This is a genomic window from Streptomyces sp. AcH 505 (genome assembly GCF_000818175.1).
Lineage (GTDB): Bacteria > Actinomycetota > Actinomycetes > Streptomycetales > Streptomycetaceae > Streptomyces.
This window is the reverse complement of the sequence record NZ_JTIY01000001.1, coordinates 3,491,377-3,506,618: the sequence shown is the minus strand read 5'-3', so window position 1 is coordinate 3,506,618 and position 15,242 is coordinate 3,491,377. Positions and strand designations below refer to the sequence as shown.

At 69.7% G+C, this 15,242-nt stretch carries 13 protein-coding genes, 1 tRNA gene and 2 pseudogenes; 3 read left to right on the top strand and 13 right to left on the bottom strand.

Going from position 1 to position 15,242, the window contains the following annotated elements; translation table 11 throughout:
- Positions 1–266: pseudogene (locus HY68_RS45180) on the bottom strand (hypothetical protein); the annotation flags it as partial.
- Between the two features lie 182 nt (positions 267–448).
- On the opposite strand from HY68_RS45180, the gene HY68_RS16010 reads away from it, so the two are divergent.
- From HY68_RS16010 to HY68_RS16000, 3 genes are all read left to right on the top strand, one after another.
- A tRNA-Lys gene (locus tag HY68_RS16010) sits at positions 449–522 on the top strand.
- A 229-nt stretch (positions 523–751) separates the two neighbouring features.
- Positions 752–2,716, top strand: coding sequence for a cellulose synthase catalytic subunit (locus HY68_RS16005; RefSeq protein WP_041989268.1), 1,965 nt, complete (start codon positions 752–754; stop codon positions 2,714–2,716).
- A complete protein-coding gene (locus tag HY68_RS16000; RefSeq protein WP_041989266.1) occupies positions 2,713–4,665 on the top strand; it encodes a galactose oxidase-like domain-containing protein in 1,953 nt (650 codons plus the stop codon). Before HY68_RS16005 ends, HY68_RS16000 begins: the two co-directional genes overlap by 4 nt.
- A gap of 47 nt (positions 4,666–4,712) precedes the next feature.
- Here HY68_RS16000 and HY68_RS15995 read toward each other — a convergent pair whose 3' ends face one another.
- From HY68_RS15995 to HY68_RS43775, 12 genes and pseudogenes are all read right to left on the bottom strand, one after another.
- Positions 4,713–5,759: a glycoside hydrolase family 6 protein gene (locus tag HY68_RS15995; protein WP_041989264.1), complete on the bottom strand. Its 1,047-nt coding sequence runs from the start codon at positions 5,757–5,759 to the stop codon at positions 4,713–4,715.
- A 164-nt stretch (positions 5,760–5,923) separates the two neighbouring features.
- Positions 5,924–6,592, bottom strand: coding sequence for a class F sortase (locus tag HY68_RS15990; RefSeq protein ID WP_041989263.1), 669 nt, complete (start codon positions 6,590–6,592; stop codon positions 5,924–5,926).
- A gap of 1 nt (position 6,593) precedes the next feature.
- Positions 6,594–7,235: a hypothetical protein gene (locus HY68_RS15985; protein ID WP_041989261.1), complete on the bottom strand. Its 642-nt coding sequence runs from the start codon at positions 7,233–7,235 to the stop codon at positions 6,594–6,596.
- Positions 7,236–7,328: 93 nt separating this feature from the next.
- The gene (locus HY68_RS15980; protein WP_041989260.1) at positions 7,329–8,108 is read right to left on the bottom strand and encodes an HAD-IIA family hydrolase; all 780 of its coding nucleotides are present in this window, start codon (positions 8,106–8,108) and stop codon (positions 7,329–7,331) included.
- A 69-nt stretch (positions 8,109–8,177) separates the two neighbouring features.
- On the bottom strand, positions 8,178–9,239 hold the full coding sequence (locus HY68_RS15975) for a 2-aminoethylphosphonate ABC transporter substrate-binding protein (protein ID WP_041996215.1): 1,062 nt from the start codon (positions 9,237–9,239) through the stop codon (positions 8,178–8,180).
- A gap of 74 nt (positions 9,240–9,313) precedes the next feature.
- Positions 9,314–10,111 carry an ABC transporter permease subunit gene (locus HY68_RS15970; RefSeq protein ID WP_041989259.1) on the bottom strand — a complete coding sequence of 266 codons (798 nt, stop codon included), beginning with the start codon at positions 10,109–10,111 and terminating at the stop codon, positions 9,314–9,316.
- Positions 10,098–10,904 carry a 2-aminoethylphosphonate ABC transporter permease subunit gene (locus HY68_RS15965; RefSeq protein ID WP_041989258.1) on the bottom strand — a complete coding sequence of 269 codons (807 nt, stop codon included), beginning with the start codon at positions 10,902–10,904 and terminating at the stop codon, positions 10,098–10,100. The genes HY68_RS15970 and HY68_RS15965 overlap by 14 nt, the downstream gene beginning before the upstream one ends.
- 41 nt (positions 10,905–10,945) lie before the next feature.
- Positions 10,946–11,203: pseudogene (locus tag HY68_RS40775) on the bottom strand (ATP-binding cassette domain-containing protein); the annotation flags it as partial.
- Positions 11,200–11,865 (bottom strand): HAD family hydrolase, encoded by a 666-nt coding sequence (locus tag HY68_RS15960; protein ID WP_041996212.1) that lies wholly within the window; start codon positions 11,863–11,865, stop codon positions 11,200–11,202. The pseudogene HY68_RS40775 and the gene HY68_RS15960, both read right to left, overlap by 4 nt.
- A 38-nt stretch (positions 11,866–11,903) precedes the next feature.
- Positions 11,904–13,055, bottom strand: a complete 1,152-nt coding sequence (locus HY68_RS15955) for a TIGR03364 family FAD-dependent oxidoreductase (RefSeq protein WP_041989257.1) — start codon at positions 13,053–13,055, stop codon at positions 11,904–11,906.
- Between the two features lie 154 nt (positions 13,056–13,209).
- Positions 13,210–13,980 (bottom strand): GntR family transcriptional regulator, encoded by a 771-nt coding sequence (locus tag HY68_RS15950; RefSeq protein ID WP_041989255.1) that lies wholly within the window; start codon positions 13,978–13,980, stop codon positions 13,210–13,212.
- 47 nt (positions 13,981–14,027) lie between these two features.
- On the bottom strand, positions 14,028–15,008 hold the full coding sequence (locus HY68_RS43775) for a hypothetical protein (protein ID WP_052457101.1): 981 nt from the start codon (positions 15,006–15,008) through the stop codon (positions 14,028–14,030).
- Between the last annotated feature and the right edge of the window lie 234 nt (positions 15,009–15,242).

The following is a 15,242-nucleotide window of genomic DNA, read 5'->3' as shown; positions in this document are numbered from 1 at the left end:
GCCGTCGTACCGTCGGCCGTCGAGTCGTCGGCTCTGCCGAGTGCGGGGACATGGCCCGGTCCTGCCGCCTGCGCGGCGCCCGCTCCCGTACCGCCCAGGACGATGCCGGCGGCGGTGACCAGCACCAGCGCCTGCCGGGCGCTGTGCGCGGCACGGCCTCCGGTACGCGCGGACAGGCCCCGGGCCGGATCGCGCCGCTGTTCGGCGCATCCGGCGCAGGGGCAGTCGAGAGCGGGCTCGTACTCTTCGAAGACCGGGACGGTCATGCGATCCCCTCCACTCATCAAGATCCTTTGCCACAGCTGCTGCACGGGGTAATTGTCTCAACTGTCCCGACAAGTTGCATTTTGACGGATGAAAGGTAATAAAAGACCATCCAACAGGCATCATCAAGCATTTACCGGCTGGATCACCCCTGCCGATCGGGTAGAGTTGTCCAGGTCAGCAGGCGCCGCTAGCTCAGTTGGTTAGAGCAGCTGACTCTTAATCAGCGGGTCCGGGGTTCGAGTCCCTGGCGGCGCACGCACAGTCGAGGCCCCTTCACGGGATGTGAGGGGGCCTCGTCCGTTGCGGCCGGCAGCGCGGCCGGACCGGCAAAGTGACGCGAGTCATGCAACCGGAGGCGCGCGTTTCGTTATCTTCAACGGGGTGGCTCCGCCACCGAGACGTCCGGGCCGGTGGCTGAGGGGGGCCGTACCCGGGTGAACCGACCGACCATCACGCAGCGCGTATGCGTGCAGGGGGACTGCTCATGACGTCGACGCCCAAGGGCGCCCGGCAGGACAACGACTCTTCCCGGACCGCCCAGCTCCGAATACCCTCACAGCTCGGACACGGCGGTTCGCGGCACCGGCAGCGGAAGTCCGACGCACTCCCCCGGTACGACTACGAGCACTACAGCCGCCTCGCCGGGCCGCTGACCACGCCCGACCCGGCCAAGCCGTACACCGTGCAGTACCGCTCGCTGCTCTCGCAGGAGTCGCACCGGATACGCGCCGCCCTGCTGCTCGGCGCAGCGCCGCTGCTCTCGCTCGGCCTGTTCGCCTGGCTGATGCAGCCTCAGCACTGGACGAAGCGCGACCCGAACCTGCATAACCCGACGCTGCTGGTGCTCGACATCGTCATGCTGGTCTCGATCGGCCTGATCGAACTCTTTCGAACGCTGAACGTGCTGTCGAACGCGCACGCGACCCTGGTCGCGCGCGATCCGATCCCCGTCGTGCCGGAGACCGGCACCCGCGTCGCCTTCCTCACCTCCTTCGTGCCGGGCAAGGAACCGCTGGAGATGGTGACGAAGACGCTGGAGGCCGCGGTCAGGATCCGGCACCGCGGTCTGCTGCACGTCTGGCTGCTGGACGAGGGCGACGACCCGGCGGTCAAAGAGGTCTGCGCCCGGCTCGGCGTGCACCACTTCACCCGCAAGGGCGTCGCGCACTGGAACCAGGCCAAGGGCGCGCACCGCGCGAAGACGAAGCACGGCAACTACAACGCCTGGCTCGACGCGCACGGTTCGGCGTACGACTTCTTCGCCTCCGTCGACACCGACCACGTACCGGCGCCCAACTACCTGGAGCGGATGCTTGGTTACTTCCGCGACCCGGACGTCGGCTTTGTCATCGGACCGCAGGTGTACGGGAATTACGACTCGTTCGTCACCAAGGCGGCCGAGTCGCAGCAGTTCCTCTTCCACGCCCTGATCCAGCGGGCCGGCAACCGCTACGGCGCGCCCATGTTCGTCGGCACGAGCAACGCCGTCCGGATCAAGGCGCTCCAGCAGATCGGCGGGCTCTACGACTCGATCACCGAGGACATGGCGACGGGCTTCGAGATGCACCGCGCCACCAACCCGGCGTCGGGCCGCAAATGGCGCTCGGTCTACACGCCCGACGTGCTGGCCGTCGGTGAAGGGCCGTCCGCCTGGACCGACTTCTTCACCCAGCAGCTGCGCTGGTCGCGCGGCACGTACGAGACGATCATCAAGCAGTACTGGAAGGGCTTCTACTCGCTGCCCGTCGGCAAGCTCTTCAACTACACGATGATGATCATCTTCTATCCGATGTCGGCGCTCAACTGGATCCTGGCCGCGCTGAGTTGCGCGCTGTTCCTGGGCATGGGCGCTTCGGGTGTCGAGATCGACCCGGCGATCTGGATGATGCTGTACGGCAACGCGACGGCGCTCCAGATCGGCCTGTACATCTGGAACCGCCGCCACAACGTCTCCCCGCACGAACCCGAGGGCTCGGGCGGCCTCGCCGGTATGGCGATGTCGGCGCTGTCGGCGCCGATCTACGCCCGCTCGCTGCTGGACGCCGTACTGCGCCGCAAGAGCAAGTTCGTGGTGACGCCGAAGGGCGACTCGTCCAGCCCGGACACCCTCTTCGGCACGTTCCGGATCCACCTCTTCTTCATCCTGGTCTTCGGCGGGTCGCTGACCGCGTCCTTCTTCAACGGCCACAGCCACCCGGCCATGATCACCTGGGCCTCGCTCGCCCTGCTGATCACGGCCGTACCGATCCTGATCTGGCGCTGGAGCATGCGGCAGGACCGCAAGCGGCCGAAGGCAGCGCTCCCACCCCCGGCGCCGGATGCCGCCGAGCCGGATCCCGGGCCGCGCGTCCCGCAGCAGGCCTATCCGTGGGAGCGGTACGAGCGGAGTCCTGCCGCATCCATCGACGAACAGACGATCCAGATCTCCCTTGGGGGACGTAAGAAATGAGCGCGACTCCCGTCCGGCGCGACCACCGTAAGATCCGCGCCCGTCGGATAGCCATCGTCTCGGCGGTGGTCCTGGTCGTGGCCGGGTTCAACGGCCCGGCGATGTACCGCTTCGGCTCGGACCAGTACCACCACTACAAGATCAACCAGGCCTCCTACAAGGAGGCAAACGGCCACTGGGACTTCCTGGACGTCCCCGCCAAGTTCAAGATCAATACGATCCACGCCTCACTGCTGCACACCGGCAAGGTGCTGCTGATCGCGGGCTCGGGCAACAACCAGCAGAACTTCGACGCGGGCAAGTTCCAGTCGGTGCTCTACGACCCGGCGGCCAACACGTACAAGATGATCCCCACGCCCAAGGACATGTTCTGCTCGGGCCATGTCCAACTGGCCAACGGCAACCTGCTGGTGGCGGGCGGCACCAAGCGGTACGAGAAGCTCAAGGGCGACGTCACCAAGGCGGGCGGCCTGATGGTCGTCCACAACGAGGACCCGGACAAGCCGATCACCCTCCCGGCGGGAACCGTGTTCACCGGCAAGGAGAACGGCAAGACGTTCGTCTCCAAGGACCCCGTCCTCGTGGAGAAGGCCACCAAGGTCTTCGACAAGACGACCGGCGCCTTCGTCCGCAACGACCCGGGTCTCGGCCGCATTTACGTCGAGGCCCGCAAGTCAGGGACGAAGTACGAGACCGGCACCGAGGACAACTACCGCGTCCAGGGCCTGAAGGGCTCCGACGCGCGGAACGTCTACGGCATCGCGCAGAAGCTCGCCCTGGACAAGAAGGACTTCCAAGGCATCAGGGAGGCCTACGAGTTCGACCCGCTGGCGGAGAAGTACATCACCGTCGACCCGATGAACGAGGCCCGCTGGTACCCGACGCTGACCACGCTCAAGGACGGCAAGGTCCTCGCCCTCTCCGGCCTGGACGAGATCGGCCAGATCGTGCCCGGCAAGGACGAGATCTTCGACCCGAAGACCCGGAAGTGGAAGTACACCGGGATCATCAGGAAGTTCCCCACCTACCCGGCGATCTTCCTGATGGACAACGGCAAACTCTTCTACAGCGGCTCGAACGCCGGCTACGGCCCGGCGAAGGTCGGCCGCGACCCCGGCATCTGGGATCTGAGGACGAACAAGTTCGACAAGATCCCGGGCCTCGGGGACGCCGACCGGATGGAGACGTCGGCCACGGTCATGCTGCCGCCCGCCCAGGACCAGAAGTTCATGGTCATCGGCGGCGGCGGGGTCGGCGAGTCGGCCAAGTCCAGTGACAAGTCCCGGCTGGTGGACCTCAAGGACGCGGATCCGAAGTTCACGGACGGGCCTTCCCTGGAGAAGGGCACCCGCTACCCGAGCGCGTCCCTGCTCCCCGACGACACGGTCCTGGTCACCGGCGGCTCGGCGGACTACCGGGGGCGCGGTGGCTCCAACGTCCTCCAGGCGCGGGTGTACGACCCGAAGACCAACAAGTACACCCGGGTCGCCGATCCCGCCGTGGGCCGCAACTACCACTCGGGCTCGCTGCTGCTGCCGGACGGCCGGGTGCTGGTCTTCGGCGGGGACTCGCTCTACGCCGACAAGGCCGACACCAAGCCGGGCGTCTTCGAGCAGCGGATCGAGATCTACACCCCGCCGTATCTCTTCCAGGGCGCACGCCCCGAGGTGACGGGCGGTCCGCAGACGGTCAAGCGCGGCGACTCGGGTCTCTTCACGGTCAAGGACCCGTCGTCCGTGAAGACGGCCAGGCTGATGCGCCCCGGCGCCGTCACACACGTGACGGACGTCGAACAGCGCTCGGTCGCGCTGGACATGAAGAAGACGGCGGAGGGCATCGAGGTGACCGTCCCGGACAACAGCGCGCTGGTGCCGTCCGGTTGGTACATGCTCTTCGTGACGGACGCCAAGGGGACGCCGTCGAAGGGCGTCTGGGTCAACGTGCCGTAGGCCGGACTTCGCGGTGCGCCCCAGGGGCAACTCCCTGGGGCGCAGCGCTATTCGGTGTTGCGCGCCAGCTCCAGCGCGTACCGCGGATACCACTCGCCTGCCTTCGGACCGCCCTTGCAGGTGCCGTCCGACTCCCCCGGGCGCTTGATCCACAGATACGCCTTGACCAGCGGGTCGCCGGTCTTCGTCGTGGGCGGCTCGCCGAGGGCGCGGCCCGGCGGGTTGCACCAGTTCTCGTTCGGATCGCCGCCGGAGTAGGGGCCGTTGCCGTTGCGGCTGGTGTCGATGACGAACGGTTTGTTGTTCACCTTCGCCGACAGGCTCTTGCCGAAGTCGCGGCTGGCCTGCGTCGGGTAGAAGTTCGACACATTGACGGAGAAGCCGTCCGCCTCCGCGATACCGGCCCGCTGGAGCGGCTGGTACAGGGCGTCGGGGCTCTGCCAGCCCGCGTTCCCCGCGTCCAGGTAGACCGTTGTGGCCGGCTGCTTCTTGAGCCGCTCGACGGCCCCCTTGAGCAGGTCGTAGCGCTCCTCGCCGAACTGGTCGGGGGTGCAGCCGTCCACCAGGTGCAGCACGGCGTCCGGTTCGAGGACGACGGTCGCCCGCCGGTCGCCGATGCCGTTCGCGACCTCGTCGACCCACTTCCGGTACGCGTCACCGTCCGAGGCGCCGCCCTGGGAGAACTGGCCGCAGTCGCGGTGCGGGATGTTGTAGAGCACCAGCAGCGCGTCGCGGCCGGCCTTGGCCGCCGCTTCGGTGAACCCCTTGGCCTGGCCCTGGGGGTTGTCGGGGCCGATCCACTCGGCGGCCGGCTGGTCCGCGATCTTTCTGATCAGCTCCGCGTTCTTGGCGCTGTCGTCGGTGTCCTTCTTGCTGTACGCGGCGACCTGCCGGGCCGCGCTGCCGTCCGGGTTGACCCAGTACGGATCGTCCGCCTTGGGCCGCTGGCCGATCTGCGGCCGCTCTCCGCCGTCACCGCCGTCGTCGCCGCCCGACGAGCACCCGGAGACCAGCACCACCGAGGCGGCGGCGACGGCCGCCCCCACCCGGGCGACGGTCCGCCCACTGCGGCGACCGGGATTCCTGCGGTACATCCACTCCCCCTCGGCACTTCGACACCCGGGGACAGGACCGGGCGCATTCATCCTGGCACACCCGCCGGGCGGCCGAGCGCGGCGAAAACCGCCCGTGCGGGGGATCGGATTCCCCGCACGGACGGTCTCTCACCCGGAAAGGGCGGGCAGTTACTCTTCGCGGGTCACGTCTTCGCCGCCGTCAGATAGGCGGACACCACGACGTTCGCCGTGTACTCGTTCGCCTTGCGGTCGAAGGTGCCACCGCACGTGATCAGCCGCAGCTCGGCCCGCGACTTGTCGTGCGACCCGTAGACCTTCTTCGCGTCGAAGTGCTTACGGCTGAAGACCTTGACGTCGTCGATGGTGAACTCGGCGACGGAACCGTCCGTCCTGGTCACCCGGACCTTCTCGCCGGCCTTGGCGGCGCTCAGGCCGTAGAAGACCGCGGGCCGGGTCTCGGTGTCGACATGGCCGACGAACAGCGCGGCGCCCTTGGCGCCCGGCTGCACACCCCGGCCGTACCAGCCCACCGTGCCCGGCGCCGAGAACGGCGGCGGGTCGACGGCTCCCGCGGCGTCGAGCCCGCGGGAGACGACAGGCGCGGTGATCCCGATGGACGGGACGTCCACGCGCTCCGGCTTCGCGGGATCGAGCGGCGCCCTGGCCGGCGGCATCGGCACCCCGAGCGGCCGGCCGACAGCGGCCACGTCGCCCGTGGTCGGCGCCGAGCTGCCGAAGCCCGAGCCGTCGGCGACACCGCGTCCCCACAGCCACAGACCCAGCAGCAGCACGGCCCAGGCCACACCGGTGATCAGCCGGCCGGATCCCGCCACACCCTTCCCGGCGGACACGTCAGTCCGTGTTCCGGCCGGCGGCACGCTCGCGACGCGCACTCCTGAAGGCGACGGCGACCGCGGCCACACCCGCGAGCACCAGACCGATCAGGGCGTGCTGGGTCCCGGCACCGCTCGCCTGGGCGGAATTCTGAGCGTCGGACCGGCTGTCGGACCGGTCACCGGACGCCAGCGTCGCCGTACCGCCACCGCCTGCCCCGACCGGAGCGACGGGCTGCGGGTACGAGTGGTCCCCGGAGTGATCGTTGTGATGGTCCGACTTGTGCACGATCTGGACGTTGCCGACGCCGGAATGGTCGTGGCCGTCACAGTTGACGTTGATCTCGTAGCTGCCCTTGTCGGCAGAAGACCTGATGGTGGCGGAGCCGTAGAGCGGCAGCCGCGATTCGTGGTCCCTGTCGTGGTTCTTGCCACCGGACAGATCCACATCGGCGACGAACGCGTCGGACGAGACGTTCGCCCAGTTCTTCTTGCAGCCGTCGACCTTGAGCTGGACCTCGCCGCCGGGGGCGATGGTCGAGGGGGTGACCGTGACGCTCACACCGTCGTGAGCCTGGGCGGCCGTGACGCTTATCGCGGGGGCCGCCACGAGTATGGCGATCATCCCTGCGGCACGGAGAGCGAGCAATCTTGAACGCATGGTGAACCTCCTGATAGAGGAAGATTCACCCGCGCCGCCCGTTTCCGCATCCGCAGGGATCGGCCCAGGAGCGTAAAAGCGCCTCTGACGTGCTCAGATGCGATCGACCAGATCGGCGATCGAGTCAACGACGGTCGAAGGCCGGAACGGATACCGGTCGATGTCGGCCGGCGTCGTGACCCCGGTCAGCACGAGGAACGTCTCCATGCCGGCCTCAAGGCCCGCCAGTACGTCCGTGTCCATCCGGTCACCGATCATGGCGCTGGTCTCCGAGTGGGCACCGATGGCGTTGAGCCCCGTGCGCATCATCAGCGGGTTCGGCTTGCCCGCGAAGTACGGCTCCTTGCCGGTCGCCTTCGTGATCAGCGCGGCCACGGCGCCGGTCGCGGGGAGCGGCCCCTCGGCCGAGGGGCCCGTCTCGTCGGGGTTGGTGCAGATGAACCGCGCCCCGCCGTTGATCAGCCGGATCGCCCTGGTCAGCGCCTCGAAGCTGTACGTACGTGTCTCGCCGAGCACGACGTAGTCGGGCTCGTGATCGGTGAGGATGTACCCGATGTCGTGCAGCGCCGTGGTCATCCCGGCCTCGCCGATCACGTACGCGGTGCCGCCGGGACGCTGGTCGTCGAGGAACTTCGCCGTCGCGAGCGCCGACGTCCAGATGTTCTCGACGGGCACACTGAGCCCCATCCGCGACAGCCTCGCCTGAAGGTCGCGCGGGGTGTAGATGGAGTTGTTGGTCAGCACGAGGAAGGGCTTGCCCGACTCGCGCAGTCGCTTGATGAAGTCGGCTGCGCCCGGGATCGGAACCCCTTCGTGAATGAGGACACCGTCCATGTCGGTGAGCCAGGATTCGACCGGCTTGCGCTCTGCCACTGAAGTGTTCTCCGCTCTGCGACGACCATGTGCGACACGCCCAGCCTAACCAGCGCGGACAGCCGCGGCTCAGCTGCCGGTGGCGGACTTCCAGGCGTCGATGTACGAGTCGAGGTTCTTGTCGATGTCGGTCCAGTCGGGCTGGAAGACGTCGACGCCGTCGAGGAGCTTGCCCAGCGCGGTGGCGTTGGCGTCGGTGGGCCTGATGTCGGAGCGGGCGGGGAAGCCGCCGCCGATCGACGTGACCTGCCGCTGCTCCTGCTCACTGAGCATGAAGTCGAGGAGCTTCTTGCCGTTGGCGGTGTGCGGGGCCTTGCTGACCAGTCCGGCCGCGTAGGGCAGCGCGAAGGTGGACGGCCGGGCCGCCCCCTGCTTCTTCGGGAACCAGATGGCGAGGTTCGGCATGGACGTGGCCTGGGCGAAGTTCATCTGGACGTCACCGTTGGCGACCAGGATCTCGCCCTTGTCGACCTTGGGCGCCAGCTTGGAGGTCGATGACGACGGGCCGACGTTGTTGGCCTGGAGCTTCTTGAGATAGTCCATGGCCGGCGCCTTGCCGCCGAAGTCGTGCATGGTCTGGATGACGACGGCCGTGCCGTCACCCGCGACACCGGGGGTCGAGTACTGCAGCTTGTTCTTGTACTTCGCGTCGAGCAGCTCCTCCCAGGTGGTGGGCGGCGTGGCCAGCTCCTTCTTGTTGAGCACGAAGCCGAAGTAGTTGTTGACGACCGAGGTCCACCTGCCGTCGGCCGACTTGTCGCCCGCCCCGACCTTGTCGACGCCGGCCGGCTCGTACGACTGGAGCAGCCCCTTGCTGTCGGCCTGCTGGATGAACGGCGGGAGGGTGACCAGGACGTCGGCCTGGGTGTTGGTCTTCTCGCGCACGGCGCGCTGCACGACCTCGCCCGAACCGCCCTCGACGTACTTGACCTTGATGCCGGTCTTCTTCTCGAAGTCCTTGAACAGCTGGTCGTACCAGCCGTCGCCGTTCTCGCCTTTGAGGCCGTCGGCGCTGTAGACGGTGACGGTCTTCGCGTCGGACGCGGCCGACGAGCCGCCGCAGGCGGTGAGCGAGGCGGCCACGACGAGTCCGCCGCTGACGGCGGCGAGCGGCTTGATAAAGGTGCGCATGACGTTGTGTTCTCCCATGAGTGCGAGCGGCGAGAAGCCGCCTCGGCGGTACGTGGTTTCTGCGGAACGTGGTTTCAGCGGAACGTGGCTCTGGTTCTGATCCGGGACAGCCCGAGGAGGACGAGCAGCGTCGTGGCCATCAGCACCACGGCGACGGCCGATCCGGCGAAGAGGGAGCCGCGGTCGGTCGCTGTGAAGATCAGCACCGGCAGGGGCATCCAGTCGGGCGGGTAGAGCATCATCGTGGCGCTCAACTCGCCCATGGACAGGGCGAAGCAGAGCCCGGCCGCCGCGTTGAGAGCGGGCAGCAACAGCGGCAGCCTGACCCGCCACAGCACGTACGAGGGCCGCGCGCCGAGCGAGGCCGCGGCCTGTTCGTACATCGGGTCGAGCCGGGTGACGGCTGCGGACACCGACTGGTGGGCGAAGGCCGTGACGAGGACGGTGTGCGCGAGGATCACGATCCACCGGGTGCCGTTGAGCAGGACCGGCGGCTTGCTGAACGCGACGAGCACCGCGAGTCCGACGACCACCGACGGCACGGCGACCGGCAGCATGAACAGCGCGTCGAGCGCCCGCCGGCCGCGCTCCTTGAGCGCGGCTCCCGCGAGCGCCGCCCAGCTCCCGAAGGTGAGCGCGAGCAGGCTCGCGGCGACGGCGGTGACCAGGCTGGTGGTGAGCGCCTGGAGCGAGTCGCCGCGCACGGCGGAGCTGTAGTTGGCGGCGGTCGGCGCCGAGGGGAAGGCACCGGACCAGTGGGTGGCGAGCGAGGCCGCGAGTACGACGAGCAGCGGCAGCGCGAACAGGGGCAGGAAGAGGACGAAGAACACGGCCCAGGCGGTCCACCGGCCGCCGCGGCTATGCACCAACACGGCGGCTCACCATTCGGTAGAGGGAGTAGAGACCGACCGAGATCGCGACGTTGACGACGGCGACCACACAGGCGGCCGGATAGTCGGATTCGAGGATGGCCTTGCTGTAGACGAGCATCGGCAGCGTCGTGACGCCCTTGGCGCCGGTGAACAGGACGATGCCGAACTCGTTGAGGCACAGCACCAGCACCAGGCTCCCGCCGGCCGCGAGCGCGGGCAGCGCCTCGGGGAGGATCACCCGGCGCACGATCCTGGCGGGCCGCGCACCGAGCGAGGAGGCCACTTCGAGCTGCGCGGTGTCGAGTGGGGAGAAGGCGGCGAGCAGCGGCCGGATCACGAACGGGGTGAAGTAGGTGATCTCGGCGAGCAGCACACCCCAGGGGGTGGTGAGGAACTGGACGGGTCCCGACGCGGCGCCGGTGACATCGGTCCAGACGCCGTTGACCATGCCGACGGTGCCGTAGACGAACAGCAGCGCGAGCGTGATCAGGAAGGAGGGGAAGGAGAGGAAGACGTCGATGAAGCGCGCGACGGCGCGGCTGCCGGGGAACGGCACGAAGGCGATGACGAGCGCGAGGACGAAGCCGAGGACAAGACAGCCGGCGGTGGACCCCACGGCCAGCCACACGGTGGTGGTGAGCGCGTCGCGGAAGGCCGTGGAGGCGAAGACGTCGGCGTACGGCTGGAGGGAGTGGCCGCCTTCGTTGAGGGTGAAGGACTGCTGGACGACGAGGGCGAGCGGATAGAGGAAGAACAGCCCGAGGACGAGGACGGGCGGCAGCACCCAGAGCAGACGCCGGGCTTTTTCGGTGGCGCGGACCGGAGGCGGCGGGGGTACGGCGGCAGCGCCGTGACGTCCCGGCCGCCGATGAACACCCGCCCGGCGGCCGGCCTGACGAACCCGGCGACGGCCCGCAGCGCGGTGGTCTTGCCCGATCCCGACGGGCCGAGCAGCGCCATCACCTCGCCCGGCTCCACGCTCAGGTCGAACCCGTCGAGCACGGTCTGCGTGCCGTACGTGACGCTCACCCGCTCGAAGCGGATGCCGCTGTCGGCGTTCGTCGGGTCGGTGGTCACCGCGGCGGCGGTCATCGCGTGCCGTCCCTGCGGTCGAGCAGCGCGGGCAGGTCGGCGACCGACGCCAGGACGTCCGTGGCGCCCGCGCCGCGCAGCGCGTCCTCGTCGTGCGCCCCGGTCAGCACCCCCGCGACGACCCCGGCGCCCGCGCGGACACCGCTGAGCATGTCGTACGAGGTGTCGCCGACGACGGCGACCTGGCGCACCCCGTCGGCCGCCGCCGTCCGCAGGAACGCGGCGAGCACCATGTCCGGGTACGGGCGGCCACGGCCCCCGGCGTCGGCCGGGCACAGGGTCAGCGCCGCGAGGTCCTGCCAGCCGAGCGCCGTGAGGATCGCGTCCTGGGTGACGCGGGCGAACCCGGTGGTCAGCACGACCGTACGGCCGGCCTCCCGCAGTCGCGCCACGGCGTCGGCCGCGCCCGGTACCGGTTCGATCAGACCGTCGTCGACCAGGGAGCCGTAGGCCTCCTCGAAGGCGGCGTTGGCCTGCTGGGCCAGTGTCTCCGTACCGAACAGATGGCGGAAGACGGAGATCTTCGATTCGCCCATCGTGGCGCGTACATACGCCAGTTTGTCGTCGTGGTCGGGCGAGGCGGGCTCGACGCCGAGCTTCTGTGCGGCGGTGGAGAACGCGCGCTCCACCAGTCCGCCGTCGGCGACGGTCGTGCCCGCCATGTCGAGCACGACCAACGAGATCGTGTCGGTCAACTTCCTCACCAGCCCAGTTCGTTCGCGGTTGTCTCGGCGATGGCGGGCGCGCAGGTCATCCCGCGCCCGCCGGGCCCCGTCACCAGCCACACCCCGTCGCGTACCTGCTCGCGGTGGACGACCCGGCTGGTGTCGACGCACTGCGCGTACACCCCGGCCCAGCGCCGCCGGATCCTCGGCAGCGGCCGTCCGACGAACGACTCGACGACGGTCGTGAGGTGTTCGTACGGATCGGCCAGCAGGTCGAAGTCGAAGGGGTGGTCGTAGGCGTGGGTGTCGCCGATGGTCAGCCCGCCGTCGAGGCGCTGCACCATGAGCAGTTGCATCCGGTGTTCGTCGGCGACGGGGGTCTGCGGCTGACCGGAGTTGAGCGCGTCGAGCGCCTCTCCGGCGTACGCGGGGTAGTAACGGAAGCTGTCGGCGTCGGCCACCGACGTGGTCAGCTCCTCGCCGAGCGGGTCGGTCTGCATCATCTGCAACCGGACGCGCCGTACGGGCAGTTCGGGGGCGAGTTCGCGGACGAGCCCGCCGAGCCAGGCGCCCGTGCACAGCACGACGGCGTCGCCGGTGTGCACATCGCCGTGGTCGTCCCGTACGGCCGGACCGCTGCCCGCGCCGGACCCCGTACGGCCGGGCTCGACGACCTCGCGGACCTCGCGCCCGCCGAGGTAGCTGTACCGCCCGGATGCCAGCAGAGCTTCCTTCAGGGCGAGTTGGGCGGTGCGGGGCTCGACGGCCGCGTCCCGCTCGCACCACAGCGCCGCGGTGAAGTCGCCGCGCAGGGCGGGGTTGAGTGCGCGCGCCTCGTCGGCGCCGAGCAGCTTGTGGCCGCGCGGACCGGCGTCGGCACGTGCGGTCACCGCCTCGGCGACGGCCAGCTCCAGCTCGGTGCGTACGGGGGTGAGCGAGCCGTTGGCCCGGAAGCCGACGCCGGGCACCCGGCCGCCGATCTCCTCCCACAGCTCACGGGCGCGCAGGGCCGTCTCCAGCTCCTCGCCGCCCGCGCGGCCACTGACCCAGATCTGCCCGAAATTACGCAGCGAAGCCCCGCGCGCCTCACTCTCGCGCTCGATCTGTACGACCTCGTGACCACGGCTGATTGCGTGCCAGGCGTGCATGGTTCCCACCACGCCGGCTCCTACGACGATGACTCTCACGGCGGCAACGCTCCTCGCGACGGGTGGCTCACGGCGGTCCGGTCGGCGACGGGACGGTGAACGACGCCCCAAACTTGGACCAGACCCGTTACGTTCCCGTTATACACGGCGGCTCCTGAGGAACCGTCGTGGGGCCCCGGCGTCAGGTCTTGCGTCAAGCCTGGCGGGGCGTGCCCAGGTGGGCGGAGAAGCTGAACCGGTCGCCCCGGAAGAGGGTGCGCACCCGTTCCAGGGGGAGCCCGTCGGTGTCCCACGAGACCCGGTGGATCAGCAGCATCGGGAGAGCGGGCGGCGTGCCGATGAGCAGGGCTTCCCGCGGGGTGGCGAGGACCGTTTCGATGCGCTCGTCGGCGTCCCCGAAGGCGACGCCGAGCCGGTCGCTCAGATAGCCGTAGAAGGACGAGTCCGGATCGAAGTCCGTGTCGAGGGACGGCACCCGGGCCACCGAGACGTACGTGCTCTCCAGGCCGACCCGCTCGTCGTCGGCGAGCAGCACCCGCTCCATGTGCCAGACGGGTTCACCGAGCGCGGCGCCGGTCTCGGCCGCCAGCGCGGGGGTGCAGGGGAAGCGGTCGAGGGAGATCAGCGCACGGCCCGGGGTGCGGCCCTGGCGGCGGACCCCCTCGGTGTAGCTGGCGAGCGACAGCGGCTGCTCCAGCTTCGGTCCCGCGACGACCGTGCCCCGGCCCTGGCGGCGGAGCCGTCCCTCCAGGAGCAGTTCGCGCAGCGCCTGCCGCACGGTCTCGCGTGACACCTCGTACCGCACGGCGAGGTCGCGCTCGGTGGGCAGCAGGCCCCCTTCGCCCAACTCGTCGATCAGCAGCGCGACATGCGCCTTGACCGCGTAGTACTTGGGGATCCGGCCGTGCTCAGGGATCCCGGAGCGAACGGGTGCGCCAGGTGCCTGGTCGTAGGGGTAGTCCACGGGGGGATGTTCGCACGTGGCGGTGGGACGGGCCGGAGCGGGCCAGGTCAGCGCCGTACGGTACGCAGGCGGCGGATGCCCACGAACAGCGCGACGCCCGCGACGAGCAGCGCCGCGCCCGCCGCGGTACGGCCGAGCAGGCCGCCGAGGCCCGTGCTGGCGAGTTCGGGGAGGCCGGGGGCGTGCGAGGCGGTGTCGCCCGAGGGGCGGCCGGACGGCTCGTGGCTGCCTGGCGCTTGGGTGCCGGATTCCTGGGTGCCGGGGCGGGTGGGGGCGGCGGAGCCGTCGGCCGTGCTGTCGTTCGTGCTGTCGTTCGTCGGACCGGCGGTCTCGTCCGTGCCTCGGGGCGTCCCGGTGTCGGTGCCTGTTCCGGTGTCCGTGCCTGTTCCGGTGTCCGTGTCGCCCGATGCCGTGCTGTCCTCGGGCTCGTCGCCCTTCTCCACCACCGCGAAGCGGTAGGCGTTGGACTCACCGACCCAGTCACCGTCGTCACCCCGGCGCTGCACGGTCGCCGCGCTGACGGCGATCTCGTTCGGCCGCGCGGCGCCGGTGAAGACGAACCGGGCGCGGACCGTGACCGTCCCGCCGGGCGGTACGACGAATCCGGCCGTGCGGGCGTCGAGGACGCCGATCGTCTCGTCCTCGTCGGACTTCTCCAGCGCCAGCGGACGCCAGTGCCCCTTCGGGTCGGTGAGTTCCAGCCGTACCTGCGCCGTGGTGAGGGCCCGCTCCCGGTCGGTGAGCACGACGACGGGGTGGATGTCGCGGCACAGCGCGTGGGTGGTGTTGGTGAGGTCGAGGTACCAGGTGCCGGGGCCGCCGCCGGCCCGGTAGCTGTCCGGGCCGCCGTGGATCCGGGTCTTGATGGGGAACGCGCGGTCCGACTCCTTGCCGCAGCCCGGCGCGGGCGCGTGGGCCTGCGCCCGTGCCTGTTCCGGCGCCTGTGCCCGCGCCTGCGCGGCCACGACGGGCGGCGCGAGGACGGCGGCGGTGATTCCGATGGTCAGAGCGGCGTGACGCAGTCGCATGGGGAGTCGCCTTTGCTGATCGCGGGCGGTCGGCAGCGGGCCCTGGACGGGTGTCAGCCCCCGACGCTGCCACGCCCGTGCGGACCGCCCCCGCAGCCACGACCAGCAAGGGGTCAGACAGTCATACGAATACGTCCTAACGGCCCAGTCTCGTCCCGTTGCTCCGCCCGAACACCGGCGCCAGGACGAGCTGCGCCGCACCCTCGGCCACCTGGTGCGGCCCGCCGCCCGCCG

What these genes read in the sequence shown, in the direction of transcription:
- HY68_RS16005 (WP_041989268.1), top strand. Translation starts at nt 752, where the DNA reads ATGACGTCGACGCCCAAGGGCGCCCGGCAGGACAACGACTCTTCCCGG.
- HY68_RS43775 (WP_052457101.1), bottom strand. Translation starts at nt 15,008, where the DNA reads ATGCGACTGCGTCACGCCGCTCTGACCATCGGAATCACCGCCGCCGTC.
- HY68_RS15985 (WP_041989261.1), bottom strand. Translation starts at nt 7,235, where the DNA reads ATGCGTTCAAGATTGCTCGCTCTCCGTGCCGCAGGGATGATCGCCATA.
- HY68_RS15960 (WP_041996212.1), bottom strand. Translation starts at nt 11,865, where the DNA reads ATGGCGGGCACGACCGTCGCCGACGGCGGACTGGTGGAGCGCGCGTTC.
- HY68_RS15995 (WP_041989264.1), bottom strand. Translation starts at nt 5,759, where the DNA reads ATGTACCGCAGGAATCCCGGTCGCCGCAGTGGGCGGACCGTCGCCCGG.
- HY68_RS16000 (WP_041989266.1), top strand. Translation starts at nt 2,713, where the DNA reads ATGAGCGCGACTCCCGTCCGGCGCGACCACCGTAAGATCCGCGCCCGT.
- HY68_RS15975 (WP_041996215.1), bottom strand. Translation starts at nt 9,239, where the DNA reads ATGCGCACCTTTATCAAGCCGCTCGCCGCCGTCAGCGGCGGACTCGTC.